Below are 18,653 nucleotides of genomic sequence, written 5' to 3'. Positions count from 1 at the left end.
CGCTCCGACTCAGGCGCCCGGGAAGTCCATCAGGGCCACGGGCGCCGAGGTCGGCTGCTCGGATCCACCCGCCGGCTCGACGGTGATGCCCATGCCGGACGCCCGGTCGACCGGCCCGTCCAGCAGTACGGCGTCGTCCGTCGCCGACGGGTCCATCAGACCGGCCGACCGCATGGTCCCGTCGTCGTTGAACCACAGCTGGTAGACCTTCCCCCCGGGCGGCCGGGCCAGGCCGGAGGCCAGGAAGACCGCCCGGTTCTCACTCTGCGAGACGACGACCGCCCCGCGGGCGCCGTCTTCCAGGGCTCCCGAGCCGGTTCTGGCATCCGGCGCCGCGAGCACCCGGGCCAGCTGCTCGTTCTGCTGCTGTGCCCGGTCCGCCTTCTGCCGGGCGTCCTGCGCGACCTGGTTCTGCCACACGGCGACCCCGCCGAACGCGGCAGCGGCGGCGACGCAGGCGGCGAGCGCGTACGTCGACCAGCGGCCCGCCCGGCGCGGAGGGGCACCGGAGAGGCCGGTCCGGCCGCGGGCCGGCGGCTCCTGCCGTACGGTCGTGATCTCCCGCAGCACCCGGTCGCGCAACCCGGGCGGCGCAGGGGTGGACACCGCGAGCCCGAGCCGGGCGGCGGTGGCGGACAGCTCCCGTACCTCCTGGGCGCACGCCTCGCAGGCGTCCAGGTGCCGCTCGAACGCGAGGCGTTCGTCCTCCGGTAGAGCGTGCAGGGCGTAGGCCCCGGTCAGTGTGTGCAGATCGGCGGTGCTCATGCGTTCACCCCCAGGCAGTCGCGCAGCCGGATCAGCCCGTCGCGCAACCGTGTCTTGACGGTTCCCAGTGGTACGGAGAGCAGCTCGCCGACCTCGCGATAGGTCAGCCCCCGGTAGTACGCCAGGGTCACGGACTGCCGCTGGAGTTCGGAGAGCGTCCGCAGACAGCGACGGACCTGTTCCCTCTCGAGCCGGGTCTCGACCTGTTCGGAGACCTCGTCGAAGTCGGGCGTGCGGTCCAGCAGCGCCGCCCTGTGCTCCCGCGCCGCGCTCGCCTCGGCCGACCGGACCCGGTCGACGGCGCGGTGGTGGGCGAGGGTGAGCACCCAGTTCATGGCGCTGCCCCGGGACGGCTGGAAGCGGGCGGCGGTGCGCCACACCTCGACCAGCACCTCCTGGGCGACCTCCTCGGACTGGGCGGGGTCGCGGAGGACACTGCGCACCAGGCCGAGGACCGACCCGCTGACCATGTCGTACACCTCGGTGAAGGCGTCCTGGTCCCCACAGGCGACCAGGACGAGCAGCGCCTGCAGATCGGGCCCGGGCGCGGGTGCCCCGCTGATGTAAACGGCCTCTTTCACGCGGATGTTCCTCCCAGGGCACGCAACGGTTTCCTGGGTGATTCGAAGCCGGCGGCCGTGCGGATTGGTCGGTGGGCCGGAATCGTCGCACGGCCCGGCCGCCGTCGATGACGGGGACCGGGCCGCAGGGGTGCGTCGGGCTCGCTACGCGGCCTTCTCCTGCTCGCGCTCGACCTGCTCGTTCCACTCGCGCTTGACCGCGCGCCAGGCGTCGTCGTTCTTGCCTTCGCGCCAGTAACCGGAGATCGACAGCTGAGCGAGCGGGATCCCGCGCTCCAGCCGAAGGTGACGGCGGATCTCCTTGACGAAGCCCGCCTCGCCGTGGACGAAGGCCTGTACCTCGCCCTCGGGGAACTCAAGACCCGTCACCGCGGCGGTCAGAGCCTCTCCGACGGGACGTTCGGCCCGGTGCAGCCAGGTCACCACCACTCCGTCGGGCGTGACGATCTTCTGCTCCTCCGCGGCGTCCGCGACCTCGACGAAGGCGTGCACCAGCGCGCCCGCCGGCATCTGCTCCAGGGCCACGGCGATCGCGGGCAGCGCGCTCTCGTCGCCGACGAGCAGGTGCCAGTCGGCCGAGGCCTGCGGCCCGTAACCGCCGCCGGGGCCCAGGAACGTCACCTGGTCGCCGGGCTGCGCCCGGCTCGCCCACGGACCTGCGAGCCCCTCGTCCCCGTGCACCACGAAGTCGATGGCGAGCTCACGGGCGGCCGGATCCCAGGAACGCACCGTGTACGTACGGGTGGTGGGCCACTGCTCGCGCGGGTACTCCTCGCGGATCCTGGCCATGTCGAAGGGGTGTGCGTAGTCCGCGCCTTCGGGCGCGAAGCACAGCTTGACGTAGTGGTCGGCGAACCCCGCGAGCTCGAAGCCTGCCAGGCCGTCGCCGCCGAGAACCACCCGCACCATGTGCGGGGTGAGCTGTTCGGTGCGCACGACCTGCGCCCCCTGCGCCGTCGGTGCCTGGCGTGCCTGCCGCTCTGCCACAAGGGACTCCCTGCTCCGGTTGTGCAATGAACCTCTGGACTTAGGTATGCCTAAGTTAGCACTCTCACGCCTGGAGTGTGACGAGCAGGCGTTGCAGGGAGCCGCCCAGACCCCACTGGGCCGCGAGGGCCTCGAGGGCCGCGGGGTCCCGCGGCTCGTCGGGGAGCGCGGCGTCGAATTCGGGCAGCGGTACGTCGCCGGCGACCCGGACCACCTTCGGTGCGACCGCCACGTAGTCCCGCGCCTCGTCGAGGCGCTTGCGCTGCGACGGGGTCAGCTTCGAGGCCGGATCGCCGACCGCGGCCATGATCCCGGCCAGATCGCCGTAGGCGTCCAGCAGCTTCGCCGCGGTCTTCTCGCCGATGCCGGGGACCCCCGGCAGGCCGTCGCTCGGGTCTCCGCGCAGCAGCGCGAGATCGACGTAGCCGGCGCCGTCGACACCGTACTTCTCCCGCAGCCATGCCTCGTCGGTCATCTGGAGCGTGCCCACGCCCTTCAGCGGGTACAGCACCCGCACCTGGCGGGCGTCGTCGACCAGCTGGTACAGGTCGCGGTCGCCGGTCACGATGTCCACGGGGCCGGTGGCCCGGCCGGCGAGCGTGCCGATCACGTCGTCCGCCTCGTACGGGGCGACGCCCACCCTGGCGATGCCGAGGGCGTCCAGGACGTCCTCGATGATCGGGACCTGCGGGGAGAGGGTGTCGGGGGTCTCCTCCTCGTCCGGGACCCCGGCGGGTGTCTCGGCGGCCACCCGGTGCGCCTTGTAGGTGGGGATCAGCTCGACCCGCCAGTGCGGCCGCCAGTCCGCGTCCATGCAGGCGACCAGGTCGTCGGGCCGGTGGTCCTGGACCAGCCGGGCGATGAAGTCGAGGAGCCCGCGCACGGCGTTGACCGGAGTGCCGTCCGGTGCGCGCACCGAGTCCGGGACGCCGAAGTAGGCGCGGAAGTAGAGGGAGGCGGTGTCGAGGAGCATCAGGCGTCGCGTCACACCCCGATGATGCCGCACGGCACCGACACCGCCGGCGGCCGACGCCTGCCGTCCCGCCGCCACCGCCACCCGAAGGTGAACTGGATCACACATGTGTTTGGGCTGCGTAAGTGAGGGCAGGCGCGCCACCGGAGCGGACCACGTCCATTTTTCGACTGATGTGCGTGCTTTGCGGACCGAATCCGCACTGCTCCACGGTCTGCCGGAGGGGGTGGCAGACCGTTTTTGGTTCAACGCGTGAGGTATATGTGTCAAGGCTGCAAGCGGAGCACCTGTACAAGGTGTTCGGCAGACGACCCGATCAAGCCGTGCGGAAGCTCGAGAGCGGTACCCACCGCGACGAGCTGCGCGCCGACGGAACGACCGCAGCGGTGATCGACGCCTCGTTCACCGTGGAACCGGGCCAGATCTTCGTCGTCATGGGGCTCTCCGGATCCGGGAAGTCCACATTGCTGCGGATGCTCAACGGGCTGCTCGAGCCCACCGCCGGACGTGTGCTGTTCGACGGGCAGGACCTCACCGCCCTGAGCCCGCGCGAGCTGCGCGGCGTCCGCTCCTCCAAGATCAGCATGGTTTTCCAGCACTTTGCGCTCTTCCCCCACAGGAGCGTGCTCGAGAACGCCGCGTACGGGCTGGAGGTTCAGGGAGTACCGCGTGCCGAGCGCGAGAAGCGCGCCACCGACGCCCTGGAGATGACGGGCCTCGCCGGCTGGGAGAAGTCCTGGCCCGACGAGCTGTCCGGCGGCATGCAGCAGCGTGTCGGGCTCGCCCGCGCGCTCGCCACCGACGCCGACCTCCTGCTGATGGACGAGTCGTTCAGCGCGCTCGACCCCCTGATCCGCCGCGACATGCAGGACCAGCTGCTCGAACTGCAGAAGCGACTGAAGAAGACCATCGTCTTCATCACCCACGACCTCAACGAGGCCATGCGCCTCGGTGACCGCATCGCCGTGATGCGGGACGGCGAGATCGTCCAGCAGGGCACCGCCGAGGACATCCTCGTCCGGCCGGCCAACGACTACGTGGCCTCCTTCATCCAGGACGTCGACCGCTCCCGCGTGCTCACCGCCGGTTCGATCATGGAGCAGCCCGAAGCGGGCCGCTCCGACGAGGACCTGTTGGCCGAGGCCCCCGCGACGGTGTCCGCCGAGACGCCCATCGCGGAGCTCTTCACCCCCTGTTCCACCAGCGGGGTCGCCGTCGCCGTCACCGACGCGGAAGGCGGCGTCATCGGCGTCGTGCCGCGCAACCGTCTGCTCGCCGCGCTCGGCGAGGAACCGAAGGTCGAGAACGTGGTGCCGGCCCAGCGTGACATCAGGAAGGTGAACGCCGGTGCCTAGGATCTCCTTCGGCGCATGGGTCGAGAGCGCCGTCGACTGGCTCCAGTCGAACCTCACCTGGATCTTCGACGCCATCAAGGCCGTCCTCGGCGGCATGTACGACGGTGTCAACGCGGTACTCGGCGGCGGCGAGCCGCTGCTCGTGGCCGCGATCTTCGCCGTGATCGCCTTCTGGCTGCGCGGCATCGTCCCGGCCGTGCTCACCTTCGCGGGCTTCGCGCTGATCGACTCCCTCGCCCTGTGGGGCGAGGCGATGGCGACGCTCTCGCTGGTCGTGGTGGCAGCCGTCATCACCATCGTGATCGCGGTGCCCATGGGTATCTGGGCCGCGCGCAACAACCGGGTCGGCGCCGCCCTGCGGCCCGTGCTCGACGTCATGCAGACGATGCCCGCCTTCGTCTACCTGATCCCCGGCGTCATGTTCTTCGGCGTCGGCGTCACCCCCGGTGTCATCGCCACCATCGTCTTCGCGATGCCCCCCGGCGTCCGGATGACCGAGCTCGGCATCCGCCAGGTCGACAGCGAGCTGGTCGAGGCGGCCGCGGCGTTCGGCACCACGCCCAAGGACACCCTGACCCGGGTGCAGCTTCCGCTCGCGCTTCCGACGATCATGGCCGGAATCAACCAGGTCATCATGCTGGCCCTGTCGATGGTCGTCATCGGCGGCATGGCCGGCGCCGGAGGCCTCGGCGAGAAGGTGTACGCCGCGATCACCCAGCTCCAGGTCGGCCTCGCCGCCGAGAGCGGGATCGCCGTCGTCATCCTCGCCATGTACCTCGACCGGATGACCGGAGCGCTCAACGAGCGGGTCTCCCCGCTCGGCCGCCGAGCGGCCGCCAAGGCCGCCGCCGGTGCGCGTCGCCTGAAGTTCACGCACTACAAGCCGGGAACCGCTGTCGCGATGACCGGTGTCGTCGTGCTCGCGCTCGTCGCGGGCGGTCTGAACATCGCCGGCTCGGGCTCGAACGACTCCGGGACCGCCACGGCCGACAGCGGGAACGTCGGCAAGGGCGAGAAGATCAACCTGGGCTACATCCCCTGGGACGAGGGCATCGCCTCCACCTTCCTCTGGAAGGAGCTCCTCGAGCAGCGCGGCTACACCACGGGCATCACCCAGCTCGACCCGGGCCCGCTCTACACCGGCCTCGCGCAGGGACAGCTGGACGTCCAGTTCGACTCCTGGCTGCCGACCACGCACAAGGACTACTGGGATCGCTACAAGGACAACCTCACCGATCTCGGTTCCTGGTACGGGCCGACCTCGCTGGAGCTGACCGTTCCCTCGTACGTCAAGGGCATCGACTCGCTCGATGACCTCAAGGGCCAGGGCAAGAAGTTCAACGGCAAGATCATCGGCATCGAGTCCAGCGCCGGGATGATGGGCACGCTGAACGAGAAGGTGCTCAAGGAGTACGGACTGGAGGGCGAGTACGAGGTCGTCTCCTCCAGCACCTCCTCGATGCTGGCCGAGCTGAACCGGTCGATCAAGAAGAAGGAGCCGGTCGTGGTGACCCTGTGGTCGCCGCACTGGGCCTACGGCAAGCACGACCTGAAGAAGCTGAAGGACCCCAAGGGCGCCTGGGGCGAGGGCGAGCAGATCCACACCGTCGCCCACAAGGGCTTCGCCGAGAAGGCACCGGCCGTCGCCGACTGGCTGAAGAAGTTCAAGCTCACCGAGAAGCAGCTCACCAGCCTGGAGAACGAGATCCAGGGAGCCGGCCAGGGCAAGGAGCAGGACGGCGTCCGCAGCTGGCTGAAGAAGAACCCCGGTCTCCTCGCCAAGCTGGCGCCGGTACCCGGCGGTGCGGGCGGTGCGCAGCAGGGCGAGGACGCGGGCAAGACCGTCAACATGGGGTACTTCCCGTGGGACGAAGCCATCGCCTCCACCTACCTCTGGCAGAACATGCTGGAGGACCGCGGGTACAAGACCACGGTGAAGCAGCTCGACCCGGGCCCGCTCTACACCGGCCTCGCGCAGGGACAGCTGGACGTCCAGTTCGACTCCTGGCTGCCGACCACGCACAAGGACTACTGGGATCGCTACAAGGACAACCTCACCGATCTCGGTTCCTGGTACGGGCCGACCTCGCTGGAGCTGACCGTTCCCTCGTACGTCAAGGGCATCGACTCGCTCGATGACCTCAAGGGCCAGGGCAAGAAGTTCAACGGCAAGATCATCGGCATCGAGTCCAGCGCCGGGATGATGGGCACGCTGAACGAGAAGGTGCTCAAGGAGTACGGACTGGAGGGCGAGTACGAGGTCGTCTCCTCCAGCACCTCCTCGATGCTGGCCGAGCTGAACCGGTCGATCAAGAAGAAGGAGCCGGTCGTGGTGACCCTGTGGTCGCCGCACTGGGCCTACGGCAAGCACGACCTGAAGAAGCTGAAGGACCCCAAGGGCGCCTGGGGCGAGGGCGAGCAGATCCACACGGTCGCCAAGAAGGACTTCGCCAAGGACTTCCCGGAGTTCACCGGCTGGCTGAAGGACTTCAAGCTCAGTGAGGCGCAGCTGGCCTCGCTCGAGGTGGAGATCCAGAAGGGCGGGGCGGGCAAGGAGAAGGAATCCGCCCGCCACTGGATGGACGCCAACCCGGAAGTGGTGGACCAGCTGGCCCCCGTCGGCAGCTGAATCGGTCCGCGTCAGCAGTCAACACCCTGAAGGGGACGGTCCCGGCATTGCGCCGGGGCCGTCCCCTTCAGGCTGGTCGGAGCCCTCCCTGAAGGTTTCCCGGACATTCACTTCGGCTCCATCCCACAAACGACATGCGTAGGGTGCTGGCAACCGGGAGGATGACGATCCGGGGAGGGAGCCGGACATGGACGACAAGGAAGCCCTTCGGGTGGGTGCCGCGGTTCGCCGACGGCGCAGGACCCTGGGTCTCACACTGGCCGCGGTGGCCGGGCGCAGCGGCTTGTCCGTGCCGTTCCTCAGCCAGATCGAGAACGAGCGTGCCAGACCCAGCGCCCGTTCCCTGGACCGGGTGGCGGAAGCACTGGAAACCACGACCGAGCGGCTGCGGGCAGCGGCGGACTCGGCGCGCTCCGTGGACGTCGTGCGGGCGGGTGACGACGACGGCGTACGCAGACTCGTGCGCGGCCGCCACCAGCTCAGCGTCCTGGAGTTCGTGGGCGAGCAGGACCTCGGACGCGAGTTCCAGCACCGCAACGACGAGGTGATGTACGTCGTGGAGGGCGCAGCCGAGGTCGAGGCCGAGGGCCAGGCCTACCGGCTGGGCCGCGGCGACACCCTCTTCCTCTCCGGAGGGGTCCGGCACCGGTGGCGCGCGACGGTGCCCGGCACCCGGCTGCTCGTCGTCTCGGTCGCCGAGCACATCGACGCGACGTACGACTCGCGTCGCTGAGCCGAGGGGTCCTGTCGTGCGCGTCGTGTCCCTCGTTCCCTCGCTGACCGAGGCGGTGGCCGTCACCGCCCCCGGCCTGCTGGTCGGTGCCACCGACTGGTGCACCCACCCGCCGGAGCTCACCACCGCCCGGATCGGCGGTACCAAGAATCCCGACGTGGCGGCCGTCGTGGCACTGCGCCCCGACCTCGTCGTCGCCAACGAGGAGGAGAACCGGGACCCCGACCTCGCCGCCCTGCGGGAGGCCGGGCTGAACGTCCTGGTCACCGAGGTCCGCACCCTCGCCCAGGCCTTCACCGAACTGGAGCGGGTCCTGGTCGCCGGATGCGGCCTGGGCCGGCCGCGCTGGCTGGAGGAGGCCGAGACCGCCTGGGCGGCGCTGCCGCCTCCCGCCACCCCGCGCCCCGCGGTCATCCCGGTCTGGCGCAGGCCCTGGATGGTGCTGGGCCGCGACACGTTCGCCGGTGACCTGCTGGCACGGTTCGGCGTACGCAACGTCTACGCGGACCACCCCGAGCGCTATCCCCGCATCCCGGTGGCCGAGCTGAACGCGGCAGGCGCCGAGCTGGTCGTCCTGCCCGACGAGCCGTACCGGTTCACCGCGACCGACGGCCCCGAGGCCTTTCCCGGGCTGCCCGCCGCGCTCGTCGACGGCCGTCACCTCACGTGGTACGGGCCGTCGCTGACCGAAGCGGCTGCGGTGCTGCGAGCAGCACTCCGCTGAGCAGTCCCCGCAGCGTCCGTGCGCCCGCCACCGCCCAGGCGGCCACCAGCAGCACGTAGAGCGCGACGGCCAGCCAGACGAAGGCGGTGAGCCCGGTGTGCCGGGCCAGCCCCGCCGCGCCCGTGACACACGTACCGACCGGGAACGTGAAGCCCCACCACGTCATCGTGAACCGCATGCCGCGCCGCGCGGCCCGCACCACCATCGCCACGGACAGCGCCAGCCACAGCAGCGCGAACCCCATCACGGGTACCCCGTACAGCACGGCGAACGCGCCGAACGCCGAGGCGTGCGGCGCCCCGATCGCAGCCGGCGCCGCATCGGCCAGCTGATTGACCGCGGTCGTCGACTGGCCCAGGGGGCCGAGCACCAGGAAGAGGGTCGGTGTCAGCGCGAGCGGCAACGGGCCCTGGTGCACCAGCCGGCCGAAGACCAGCGGAACGATCACCAGGGTCGCCAGCAGCGACAGCCCGAACATCGCGAAGCAGGCGAGCAGCAGTGCCTCGCGCCACTGGCCCGCGGGCAGTTCCGGCACGAGCAGCGGACCGACAGCGGCGGAGACCATCGGCGCCACGAGGGGGAGCAGCCAGACCGGCGACGCGGTGCCGGGTTCCGGACGGTGCCGTACGACCATGAGGTACGGGATCGCGACCGCCGCGGCGAGTCCGGTCACCGTGCCGAGCGTGAACAGCACCGCGTCCACGGCGACCGCGGCGGAATGCCCGATGACGTCCCGGCCGACCAGGAGGGTCCCCGCGCCGACCGCGAGCAGCGCCATGGAGAGGCAGCCGTAGAACGGGGCGACGGCAGGATCCAGGAGGTGGGCGCGGGCCTGGTCCCGGTGCAGGATCCAGTGTCCGGCGCGGGCCGCGAGGACCGTTACGAGCAGCACCGCGGACACGGCCCAGACCACGAGGCAGGCACCGCGCAGCCCGGGCACGTGCACGGGCAGCCCGGCCCCTGCCGTGGCGACGATCACGGTGCCCATGACCGTCGCGTACCAGTTGGGGCCGATGTACCGCAGGGTGGGGAGCCGAAGAGGGGTGGGGGCGGGGGCGAGCACCCGGGACTGGATCTGCGGAAAGATGGCCATGCCACGATCCTCGGCGGGCGGGTTCCGGCCCACCAGGGAGCCCGGACCTATGACGTCATAAGCTGGGCTTATGTCCATACCGATGTCCAGCGCCCCGCCGCCCAGCCCCGGTGACGAGCACGGCCCCCTGTCCCACCGGGTCCCCGACCTCGGGGCGATGGTGCTGCTGCTGGCCGTCGCCCGTCACGGCAGCCTGGGCAGGGCCGCGCGGGACGTCGGCATCACCCAGCCCGCCGCCTCCAGCCGCATCCGGTCGATGGAGCGGCAGCTCGGTGTCGCGCTCCTTGACCGCTCGCCGCGGGGCTCCCGGCTGACCGACGCGGGCGCCCTCGTCACCGACTGGGCGCGCAGGGTCGTCGAGGCTGCCGAGGCGTTCGACGCCGGTGCGCAGGCGCTGCGGGACCGGCGCGACTCCCGGCTGCGGGTCGCGGCGAGCATGACCATCGCGGAGTACCTGCTGCCGGGCTGGCTGATCGCGCTGCGCGCCGCACGCCCTGGAACGGCCGTGTCCCTGACCGCGGGCAACTCGGCCGTGGTCGCCCTGCGGTTGCGCGCGGGTGAGGCCGACCTCGGCTTCGTCGAGGGACTGTCGGTGCCGGAGGGGCTCGACGGCACGGTCATCGCGCACGACCGCCTCGTCGTCGTCGTCGCGCCCACCCATCCGTGGGCCCGCCGCCGCAGTCAGCTGACTCCGCAGGAGCTGGCGGCGACACCGCTGATCCTGCGGGAGCACGGTTCGGGCACCCGGCAGGTCCTGGACGCCGCACTCGCCGTGCACGGCGGACTCGCGCGGCCGCTGCTGGAACTCTCCTCGACCACGGCGGTGAAGGGGGCGGCGGAGAGCGGGGCCGGTCCCTGTGTCCTGAGCGAACTGGCTCTCGGCGAGGAGCTGTCGGCCCGGCGCCTGGTCAAGGTCCCCGTGGCGGGCGTCCGGCTCAGGCGTCAGCTGCGGGCGGTCTGGCCCGCGGGCCACCGCCCCACGGGCCCCGCCCGTGACCTGCTCTCACTGACCGCCGACGGGGCGTAGTCCCGCGGGCCTGCCCGCCTTCCGGCTCTGCTGCTCCTCGGTCCCCGGACCGCTTCCGGCCCCGGTTCCTCAGACGGCGGACGGGCTCGTCCGTGCCAGGGCCGCCGTGACCAGGGCCCGCATGATCCGGAGGTCCTCGCCCATCTCCGGGTGCCACTGCACCCCGAGCACCCACTGCGGGCCCGGCAGCTCGACCGCCTCGACCGTGCCGTCCGCCGCGTGCGCGGACACCACGAGACCCGGAGCGAGACGGTCCACGGCCTGGTGGTGGTACGTGGGTACGGACGCGTTCTCGGGCACGAGCGAGGCGTACAGCGTCCCCGGCACCGGCGACACCGCGTGCTCGCCGAGCACCCCCGCCTTGCCGAACGGACCGGTGTGCCCGTCCAGATGCTGGCTCAGTGTGCCGCCCAGCGCCACGTTGAGCAGCTGCATGCCGCGGCAGATGCCGAGCACCGGGGTGCCGGCCTCCATCGCCGCGCGGAGCAGCGCAAGCTCCCAGGCGTCGCGCTCGTGCGCGGGCGGCCCGGTCCTGAAGTCGCGCTCCGCGCCGTACAGACCGGGGTCGATATCGGCGCCGCCCGCGATCACCAGCCCGTCCAGCCTGGCCACGACGGCCGACGCGCGCTCGGGGGCGTCCGGCGGCAGCAGGGCCGCCAGGCCGCCGGACCGCTGGACCAGCCGGGGATACGCCGAGGGGAGCACCGCTGCGGGGAGCTCCCAGACACCCCAGCGAGCCGCCGGCTCCAGGTAGGTGGTGACGCCGATGAGCGGTTCGTGCATGGTGCGGTCCCTCCGGCGGGCGGTCGCGTGGACCGGGCCCGGTGCAATGGTGATGCGTCATACCTTTGTGCGTACCGGGCCGGTGCGCAAGAGAGACGATCCGGAAGATCGGGTTCAGGCCAGGAAACCCCGGAGCAGTGCCGCCGTTCCGGCGCAGTGCTCGCGCATCACCGTGCGCGCGGCCTCCTCGTCGCCGTCGAGCACCGCGTCGACGAGCACCGCGTGCTGGTGCTGCGAATGCTCGAGGTTCCGCACCAGCAGGGGTATGCAGTCGAGCAGGTCGTTCAGGGTCGCCCGTACGGCGGCGTACCGGGCGGTGAGGGACGGGGAGCCGGAGAGCTCGGCCAGCGTCAGGTGAAACAGGGTGTCGAGCCTGCGGTAGTCGGGCAGAGGTGCTTCGTGTGTCGCGATCAGTGCCCTGCGCAGCCGGTCCACGCCCTCGTCGTGGAGGCCGTGCGCCGCGCACAGCCCGGCCGCCCCGGTGTCCAGCACCTCGCGGAAGCGCAGGACGTCCTCGATGTCGACCCCCTCCACCCGGCGGCGCAGCTCGCCGCCGCCGGCCCCGCCGGCGCGGGGGAGCACGAACGTGCCGCCGTACCTGCCCCTCCTGGCCTCGACCAGCCCCTGGTCCTGGAGCACCTTCAGGACCTCGCGCAGGGTGACGCGGCTGATCCCCAGCAGCTCCGCCAGATCCCGCTCGGCGGGCAGCCGCCCGCCGCTGGGCACCAGGCCGAGCCGGACCACCTGGAGGACCTGCTCCAGCGCCTCCTCGAAGCCGTTGCCCGCGTGCACCGGCCTCAGTACGGGCAGCAGCCGGTCGAAGGGCCCGGTCCCACCGGTCTCCTGCGCCACGTCCCGATCCCCTTCCCCTCAATGGTTCTGTCCCATACCTTAAGCCTTCCGGCTGACCGAACGAGGAGTACCCCGTGGCAGACCGCACACCCCCGCTCCGGCCCGAGGAGCTGCGTCTGCTCGTCGCGAGCGGCGAGATCGACACCGTCGTCCTTGCCTTCCCCGACATGCAGGGCCGGCTGCAGGGCAAACGGTTCGCGGCGTCCTTCTTCGTCGACGAGGTGCTGGAACACGGAACGGAGGGCTGCAACTACCTGCTCGCCGTCGACACGGACATGAACACCGTCGACGGATTCGCGATGTCCTCCTGGGCCAACGGCTACGGCGACTTCGCGATGCACCCCGACCTGGCCACCCTGCGCAGGGTGCCCTGGCACGAGGGCACGGCCATGGTTCTCGCCGACCTCGCCTGGGAGGACGGTGCACCCGTCGTCGCCGCGCCCCGCCAGATCCTCCGCCGCCAGCTGGAGCGGCTCGCCGCCCACGGGCTGACCGCCCATGTCGGCACCGAGCTCGAATTCATCGTCTTCAAGGACACCTACGAGCAGGCCTGGGACCGCAACTACCGCGATCTCACCCCGGCCAACCAGTACAACGTCGACTACTCCGTCCTCGGAACCGGCCGCATCGAGCCCCTGCTGCGCCGCATCCGCAACGAGATGGCGGCCGCCGGCCTCACCGTCGAGTCGGCCAAGGGCGAGTGCAACCCCGGCCAGCACGAGATCGTCTTCCGATACGCCGAGGCACTGGTCACCTGCGACCAGCACGCCGTCTACAAGACGGGCTCCAAGGAGATCGCCGCCCAGGAGGGCGTCGCGCTCACCTTCATGGCCAAGTTCAACGAGCGCGAAGGCAACTCCTGCCACATCCACCTCTCGCTCCGGGACGAAGGCGGACAGAGCGTCATGGCGGGCGAGGACGGCACGATGTCACCCGTGATGCGGCACTTCCTCGCCGGACAGCTCGCCGCCCTGCGCGACTTCTCCCTGCTCTACGCGCCCAACATCAACTCCTACAAACGCTTCCAGCCCGGCTCCTTCGCCCCGACGGCCGTCGCCTGGGGCCACGACAACCGCACCTGCGCCCTGCGCGTCGTCGGACACGGCCGCTCGATGCGCTTCGAGAACCGGCTCCCCGGCGGAGACGTCAACCCGTACCTCGCCGTCGCAGGCCTCGTCGCCGCCGGACTCCACGGCATCGAGCACGCACTCGAACTCCCCGACGCGTGCGAGGGCAACGCCTACACCGCCGGATACGACCAGGTCCCCACCACACTCCGCGAAGCGGCCGCCCTCTGGGAGGACAGCGACGTGGCCCGGGAGGCCTTCGGCGACGAGATCGTCTCGCACTACCGCAACATGGCGCGTGTCGAACTCGAGGCCTTCGACGCCGCGGTGACCGACTGGGAGCTCCGCCGCTCCTTCGAACGCCTGTGAGGCACCTGTGATCACCGAGCACCGAGTACTGAACCCGGCGACCGAAGAGCTCGTCGCCACCGTTCCCGCCACCACCGTCGCCGAGGTGGACACCGCCGTCACGCGGGCCGCGGCAGCGCAGCAGGTCTGGGCCGCACTCGCTCCCGCCGACCGCGCCCGGCTGCTGCGCCGCTTCGCCGTCCTTGTCGACGAACACGGCGAACGGCTCGCGCGGCTGGAGGTCACCGAGGCGGGCCACACCCTGGGCAACGCGCGCTGGGAGGCCGGCAACGTCCGCGATCTGCTGGACTACGCGGCCGGGGGAGTGGAGCGCCTCACCGGGCGTCAGATCCCCGTGCCCGGCGGCATCGACGTCACCTTCCTCGAACCCCTCGGCGTCATCGGGGTGATCGCCCCCTGGAACTTCCCCCTGCCGATCGCCGCCTGGGGGGTGGCCCCGGCTCTCGCCGCCGGTAACGCCGTACTCCTCAAACCGGCGGAGACAACCCCGCTCACCGCCCTGCACCTGGCCGGGCTCGCCCTGGAAGCGGGTCTGCCCGAGCACCTCTTCCAGGTGCTGCCCGGCGCGGGCGAGGTCGCGGGCAGGGCCCTGGTGGAACACCGCGGAGTGGCCAAGATCGTCTTCACGGGCTCCACCCGTGTCGGCAAGCAGATCATGGCCGCGTGCGCCGACCGCGTGAAGCGGCTCACCCTCGAACTCGGCGGCAAGAGCCCCAACATCGTCTTCGCGGACGCCGACATCGAGGCCGCCGCAGCCGCCGCACCGATGTCCTTCCTGGACAACGCCGGTCAGGACTGCTGCGCCCGCAGCCGCATCCTCGTCCAGCGTTCCGCCCACGAACGCTTCCTGGAACTCCTCGCCCCCGCCCTCGCCTCGGTGGTCGTGGGCGATCCCTCGGACGAGAAGACCCAGATGGGCCCGCTGATCTCCCGCACCCAACTGGAGCGGGTCCGCTCCTACGTCCCCGAGGGCGCGGCCGGCATCCGGGGCAGCGCCCCCGAAGGCCCTGGGTTCTGGTTCCCGCCCACCGTCCTCACCGAGGTCCACGCGGACGCGCCCGTCGCCACCGAGGAGGTCTTCGGGCCGGTCGCCGTCGTGCTGCCCTTCGAGGACGAGGCGGACGCGGTCCGGCTGGCGAACGCCACCGAGTACGGCCTGGCCGGGTCCGTCTGGACCCGCGACGTGGGCCGCGCCCTGCGGGTCTCCCGGGCGGTGCGGGCCGGAAACCTGTCCGTCAACTCCCACTCCGCCGTCCGCTACTGGACACCGTTCGGCGGCTACAAGCAGTCCGGACTCGGCCGTGAACTGGGGCCCGACGCCCTCGCGGCATTCACCGAAACCAAGAACGTCTTCATCGGCACGGAGGCCTGAACACGCATGACCACCGACACCGGGAACATCTGCCGCCGCCTGGCCGGCCGTACCGCCGTCATCACCGGAGCCGGCAGCGGCATCGGTCTCGCCACCGCCCGCAGGCTGGCGTCCGAAGGCGCCAACGTCGTCTGCGGCGACATCGACGAAACCGCGGGCAGAGCGGCCGCCAAGGAAGCCGGAGGCACCTTCGTACAGGTCGACGTCACCGACCCCGACCAGGTCGAGGCGCTGTTCAAGGCCGCGTACGACACGTACGGATCCGTGGACATCGCCTTCAACAACGCCGGCATCTCGCCACCCGACGACGACTCCATCCTGACCACCGGGCTGGAGGCGTGGAAGCGCGTCCAGGACGTCAACCTCACCTCCGTCTACCTCTGCTGCAAGGCTGCCCTCCCCTACATGCGGCGCCAGGGGCGCGGCTCGATCATCAACACCGCGTCCTTCGTGGCCCGGATGGGCGCGGCGACCTCCCAGATCTCGTACACCGCGTCCAAGGGCGGAGTGCTCGCGATGTCCCGCGAACTCGGTGTGCAGTTCGCCCGGGAGGGGATCCGGGTCAACGCCCTGTGCCCGGGACCGGTCAACACCCCTCTGCTCCAGGAGCTGTTCGCCAAGGACCCCGAGCGGGCAGCCCGCAGGCTGGTGCACATTCCCGTCGGCCGGTTCGCCGAGGCGACGGAGATCGCGGCGGCCGTAGCCTTCCTGGCCAGCGACGACTCCTCGTTCGTCAACGCCACCGACTTCCTCGTCGACGGCGGGATCTCGGGGGCGTACGTGACTCCCCTTTAGCGATCGCCCGTTCCGGTCGGCCGGGTCGACGGACGAGCCGCGGCCAGGCCGGCCGCCCGCCGGAAGTGTCGACCAAGTGGACCGGCTGTGACCTACCCTGACGGGGTTTCGACCGTTCGAGCCAGGGGTGGGGATCCGCATGGCGACGCGCACGACCGACGACACGGGGCCGGGGCGGAAGAGGCTGCTGCCGGGCCGTCAGGGTACGGGGCGGCTTCGCCCCCTCCGCGCGGCCTTCACCGCGCTCCTCGTCGCCGGCCTCGCCACGGGCTGCTCCGCCCTCGGGGGCTCACTGCGCGTCGTCTGGGAGGCCCCGGTCGACAGCGAAGCCATGGGCTACGGCAACGGAACCTGGCTGGTCGGTGACACGCTCGTCCGCAGCCGGTACGACGCGGTCACCGCCTTCGACGCGGGGACGGGGAAGGGCCGCTGGGAGTACACCCCACCCGGACAGGAGCACATCTGCGCCGTCAGCCGGCGGTCGGCCGGCTCCATCGTTCTGATCGCCCGGGGGAACACGACGGACGCGGGCTGCTCGACCGTCGCCGCGCTCGACCTCACGACCGGCCGCGAGCGATGGCACACGCCTCGCCCCCCGGGCGAACAGACCGATACGTTCACCGACATGGTCGCCGTCGGTGGCGGGATCGCCGTCGTGCGGGACGCCGACGACATGTGGGCCCTCGACGACGACACGTGGACCCCCGACACCCGCCCCGCCGTCCCCGGGTCGAAGGCCCTGCGCGCCCTCGATCTGCGGACCGGCGCCCCGCGCTGGACAGCGGCCGTCCCCGAGGGCTGCGTGCCCGAGCAGATCGCCGCGGGGGAGCGGCAGGTCGTCGCAGTACTCGCTTGTGCCCGCACCGAACTGCGCCTCGCCGCGTTCGATCCGGCCGACGGCCGGCAGCGGTGGACCGCGCCCCTCGGCGGCCGGACCACGCCCGTACCGGACGGTCAGGTGACCCTGTTGTCCGCCGAGCCGGCGGTCGCGCAGCTCGGCGGCGCGACGGAGGGCCAGCCAAGTACCTTCCTCGCCTTCAGAGAGGACGGGAAGCCCGCCGGGCGGATCGAGTCCACCGGCGGATACGGAACGGTCCAGGCACACGCGCCGGCCCTCGTGGCCGTCGCGGACGGGCGGCTCTATCTCGGCGCCGAGAGCAGGGAGCGCGAGGCGTACCGGGACCGCGTGGTCGCCTTCGACCTCACGAGCGGCGGCCAGGTCTGGCTGGAGGACGTGGCCGTCGCGGGCGGTCTGCGCGCCCTCGACGTGACCGGCGGCCGGGTGACCGTTCTCGCCGACCGCGGCTCCCGGCACGACGGCCTCGACGAACTGCGGGTGCTCGACGCCGCCACGGGCGACGAGAAGGAGAGCATCGAGACCGGTCTCGACGTGGACCGGGCACAGGGCGAACTGGCGGACCTGCTCGTGTACGAGGAGCTCGTCGTCGCCGTGCGGCAGGATTCGGGGGCGCGCCCCTTCTCGGTGTACGCGCGCGAGTGACGGATCGGGGACCGCACCACCGACGCCGGATCTCCGGCGCAGGGCACCAGGGCCCCTCGCAGCGAAATCCCCGGAATCTAGAGTGGGGGCATGAGCAACGCGACCCCTCCCGGCTGGTACCCGGACGCGAGTACCTCCGGCACCGAGCGCTGGTGGGACGGCACGGCCTGGACCGGGCACACGCGGCCGGCCGCCGTCGCGCAGCCCGTCGCGTTCCAGCAGCAGTTCGCACCGCAGGTCCCACCGGCCCCCGCCCCGAGCGGCGGCCGGACCACCCGGGTCGTCGCGGTCGCGCTGGCGGTCCTCGTGATCGCCGGCGCGACCGTCACCGGAATCCTGGTGCTGGGCGAGGACGACGGCACAGGCACACAGGCGGGCCCCGGGCCCAGCAGCTCCGCACCGGCGACCGGTGGCTCCGACACCCCGGGCACGGACACCCCGTCGGCCGACGACGCCCCCGCGGACGACCCGAAGCTGCTCGTCGACCAGCTCAACGGGATCACGCTCCCGGTCCCCGAGGGCTGGGAGAAGCCGGAGAGCACGCTCGACGACGCGACCACGATGCGTACGGTCGAGTCCTACACCTGCCCCGGCGATTCCGGCAGTTACTGCTACCACGGCACGGTCACCGTCCGCACCGCGAGCGGCACCGACGTCACGTCCGTCGAGACTCTGGCGAAGCAGGACATCAAGACCGCCGCCGACAAGGCCTACGGGGAGAACTTCGTCGGGGACCCGATCCACGGCGGCATCACGTCGCAGAAGGAACTGGCGTCCAAGTCCGTGAGCGTGGCCGGGCGGACCGGATACCTGGTGCGCCGGCAGGTCACCACGGGCAAGGGCCCCGGCGGATTCGTGCAGTCGCTCGTCTTCCCCTCGGCGGTGGGCAGCGAAACGCCGGTCATCGTCCGCTTCGCGCTCGACGCCGGACAGGACAAGCTGCCCGTCTCCCTCATGGACACCATCACCCGGGGCATCCGCCCGCTCGGTGACAGTGCCACCGGAGGAGGCGTCGGCAGCTCGGTCGGACCCTGACCCGCTCCGGCC

17 protein-coding genes are annotated in these 18,653 nt (G+C 71.4%); 10 read left to right on the top strand and 7 right to left on the bottom strand.

The features are described from left to right. Positions 1 to 9: 9 nt before the first annotated feature. The 4 genes from OG844_RS06865 to OG844_RS06850 form a co-directional block, all read right to left on the bottom strand. Complete coding sequence (locus OG844_RS06865; RefSeq protein ID WP_406388814.1) at positions 10 to 765, bottom strand: anti-sigma factor domain-containing protein; 756 nt, start codon at positions 763 to 765, stop codon at positions 10 to 12. Continuing rightward, complete coding sequence (locus OG844_RS06860) at positions 762 to 1,346, bottom strand: sigma-70 family RNA polymerase sigma factor (RefSeq protein WP_406388812.1); 585 nt, start codon at positions 1,344 to 1,346, stop codon at positions 762 to 764. Before OG844_RS06860 ends, OG844_RS06865 begins: the two co-directional genes overlap by 4 nt. Before the next feature lie 144 nt (positions 1,347 to 1,490). Then, on the bottom strand, positions 1,491 to 2,333 hold the full coding sequence (locus tag OG844_RS06855; RefSeq protein WP_406388810.1) for a siderophore-interacting protein: 843 nt from the start codon (positions 2,331 to 2,333) through the stop codon (positions 1,491 to 1,493). Between the two features lie 64 nt (positions 2,334 to 2,397). Continuing rightward, positions 2,398 to 3,306 carry a 5'-3' exonuclease H3TH domain-containing protein gene (locus tag OG844_RS06850; protein ID WP_406396025.1) on the bottom strand — a complete coding sequence of 303 codons (909 nt, stop codon included), beginning with the start codon at positions 3,304 to 3,306 and terminating at the stop codon, positions 2,398 to 2,400. A gap of 263 nt (positions 3,307 to 3,569) precedes the next feature. Between OG844_RS06850 and OG844_RS06845 the strand changes: the two genes are divergently transcribed. From OG844_RS06845 to OG844_RS06830, 4 genes are all read left to right on the top strand, one after another. After that, positions 3,570 to 4,661 carry a glycine betaine/L-proline ABC transporter ATP-binding protein gene (locus tag OG844_RS06845; RefSeq protein ID WP_406388808.1) on the top strand — a complete coding sequence of 364 codons (1,092 nt, stop codon included), beginning with the start codon at positions 3,570 to 3,572 and terminating at the stop codon, positions 4,659 to 4,661. Then, positions 4,654 to 7,290: an ABC transporter permease/substrate binding protein gene (locus OG844_RS06840; protein WP_406388806.1), complete on the top strand. Its 2,637-nt coding sequence runs from the start codon at positions 4,654 to 4,656 to the stop codon at positions 7,288 to 7,290. Before OG844_RS06845 ends, OG844_RS06840 begins: the two co-directional genes overlap by 8 nt. Before the next feature lie 187 nt (positions 7,291 to 7,477). Next, entirely contained in the window at positions 7,478 to 8,023 is a 546-nt protein-coding gene (locus tag OG844_RS06835; RefSeq protein ID WP_406388804.1) for a helix-turn-helix domain-containing protein, read from the top strand. Positions 8,024 to 8,039: 16 nt separating this feature from the next. Continuing rightward, a complete protein-coding gene (locus tag OG844_RS06830) occupies positions 8,040 to 8,747 on the top strand; it encodes a helical backbone metal receptor (RefSeq protein ID WP_406388802.1) in 708 nt (235 codons plus the stop codon). Here the strand turns inward: OG844_RS06830 and OG844_RS06825 are convergent. Continuing rightward, the gene (locus OG844_RS06825) at positions 8,686 to 9,840 is read right to left on the bottom strand and encodes a TDT family transporter (protein WP_406388801.1); all 1,155 of its coding nucleotides are present in this window, start codon (positions 9,838 to 9,840) and stop codon (positions 8,686 to 8,688) included. The genes OG844_RS06830 and OG844_RS06825 overlap by 62 nt on opposite strands. A gap of 82 nt (positions 9,841 to 9,922) precedes the next feature. Between OG844_RS06825 and OG844_RS06820 the strand changes: the two genes are divergently transcribed. Beyond that, positions 9,923 to 10,867 carry a LysR family transcriptional regulator gene (locus OG844_RS06820; protein WP_406396024.1) on the top strand — a complete coding sequence of 315 codons (945 nt, stop codon included), beginning with the start codon at positions 9,923 to 9,925 and terminating at the stop codon, positions 10,865 to 10,867. Positions 10,868 to 10,936: 69 nt separating this feature from the next. On the opposite strand, the gene OG844_RS06815 is transcribed toward OG844_RS06820, so the two are convergent. Both OG844_RS06815 and OG844_RS06810 read right to left on the bottom strand, forming a co-directional pair. Beyond that, a complete protein-coding gene (locus tag OG844_RS06815) occupies positions 10,937 to 11,650 on the bottom strand; it encodes a gamma-glutamyl-gamma-aminobutyrate hydrolase family protein (protein ID WP_406388799.1) in 714 nt (237 codons plus the stop codon). 114 nt (positions 11,651 to 11,764) lie between these two features. Then, the gene (locus OG844_RS06810; protein WP_406388797.1) at positions 11,765 to 12,502 is read right to left on the bottom strand and encodes a FadR/GntR family transcriptional regulator; all 738 of its coding nucleotides are present in this window, start codon (positions 12,500 to 12,502) and stop codon (positions 11,765 to 11,767) included. 74 nt (positions 12,503 to 12,576) lie between these two features. Between OG844_RS06810 and OG844_RS06805 the strand changes: the two genes are divergently transcribed. From OG844_RS06805 to OG844_RS06785, 5 genes are all read left to right on the top strand, one after another. After that, on the top strand, positions 12,577 to 13,938 hold the full coding sequence (locus OG844_RS06805; protein WP_406388795.1) for a glutamine synthetase family protein: 1,362 nt from the start codon (positions 12,577 to 12,579) through the stop codon (positions 13,936 to 13,938). Positions 13,939 to 13,945: 7 nt separating this feature from the next. Beyond that, positions 13,946 to 15,310, top strand: coding sequence for an aldehyde dehydrogenase family protein (locus OG844_RS06800; RefSeq protein WP_406388794.1), 1,365 nt, complete (start codon positions 13,946 to 13,948; stop codon positions 15,308 to 15,310). A gap of 6 nt (positions 15,311 to 15,316) precedes the next feature. Next, a complete protein-coding gene (locus OG844_RS06795) occupies positions 15,317 to 16,105 on the top strand; it encodes a 3-oxoacyl-ACP reductase (RefSeq protein WP_406388792.1) in 789 nt (262 codons plus the stop codon). 139 nt (positions 16,106 to 16,244) lie between these two features. After that, the gene (locus OG844_RS06790) at positions 16,245 to 17,606 is read left to right on the top strand and encodes a PQQ-binding-like beta-propeller repeat protein (protein WP_406388790.1); all 1,362 of its coding nucleotides are present in this window, start codon (positions 16,245 to 16,247) and stop codon (positions 17,604 to 17,606) included. A 90-nt stretch (positions 17,607 to 17,696) separates the two neighbouring features. Continuing rightward, positions 17,697 to 18,641 carry a DUF2510 domain-containing protein gene (locus OG844_RS06785; RefSeq protein ID WP_406388788.1) on the top strand — a complete coding sequence of 315 codons (945 nt, stop codon included), beginning with the start codon at positions 17,697 to 17,699 and terminating at the stop codon, positions 18,639 to 18,641. Positions 18,642 to 18,653: the final 12 nt, after the last annotated feature.

It is taken from the genome of Streptomyces sp. NBC_00887 (assembly GCF_045207585.1).
Note: the sequence above shows the minus strand (reverse complement) of the source record. Positions and strands in the feature narration are given on the sequence as shown.

Bases quoted from the DNA above. Each gene is read 5' to 3' on its own strand.
- OG844_RS06865 (WP_406388814.1), bottom strand. From the start codon at position 765: ATGAGCACCGCCGATCTGCACACACTGACCGGGGCCTACGCCCTGCAC.
- OG844_RS06850 (WP_406396025.1), bottom strand. From the start codon at position 3,306: ATGCTCCTCGACACCGCCTCCCTCTACTTCCGCGCCTACTTCGGCGTC.
- OG844_RS06835 (WP_406388804.1), top strand. From the start codon at position 7,478: ATGGACGACAAGGAAGCCCTTCGGGTGGGTGCCGCGGTTCGCCGACGG.
- OG844_RS06825 (WP_406388801.1), bottom strand. From the start codon at position 9,840: ATGGCCATCTTTCCGCAGATCCAGTCCCGGGTGCTCGCCCCCGCCCCC.
- OG844_RS06820 (WP_406396024.1), top strand. From the start codon at position 9,923: ATGTCCAGCGCCCCGCCGCCCAGCCCCGGTGACGAGCACGGCCCCCTG.
- OG844_RS06815 (WP_406388799.1), bottom strand. From the start codon at position 11,650: ATGCACGAACCGCTCATCGGCGTCACCACCTACCTGGAGCCGGCGGCT.
- OG844_RS06795 (WP_406388792.1), top strand. From the start codon at position 15,317: ATGACCACCGACACCGGGAACATCTGCCGCCGCCTGGCCGGCCGTACC.
- OG844_RS06790 (WP_406388790.1), top strand. From the start codon at position 16,245: ATGGCGACGCGCACGACCGACGACACGGGGCCGGGGCGGAAGAGGCTG.
- OG844_RS06785 (WP_406388788.1), top strand. From the start codon at position 17,697: ATGAGCAACGCGACCCCTCCCGGCTGGTACCCGGACGCGAGTACCTCC.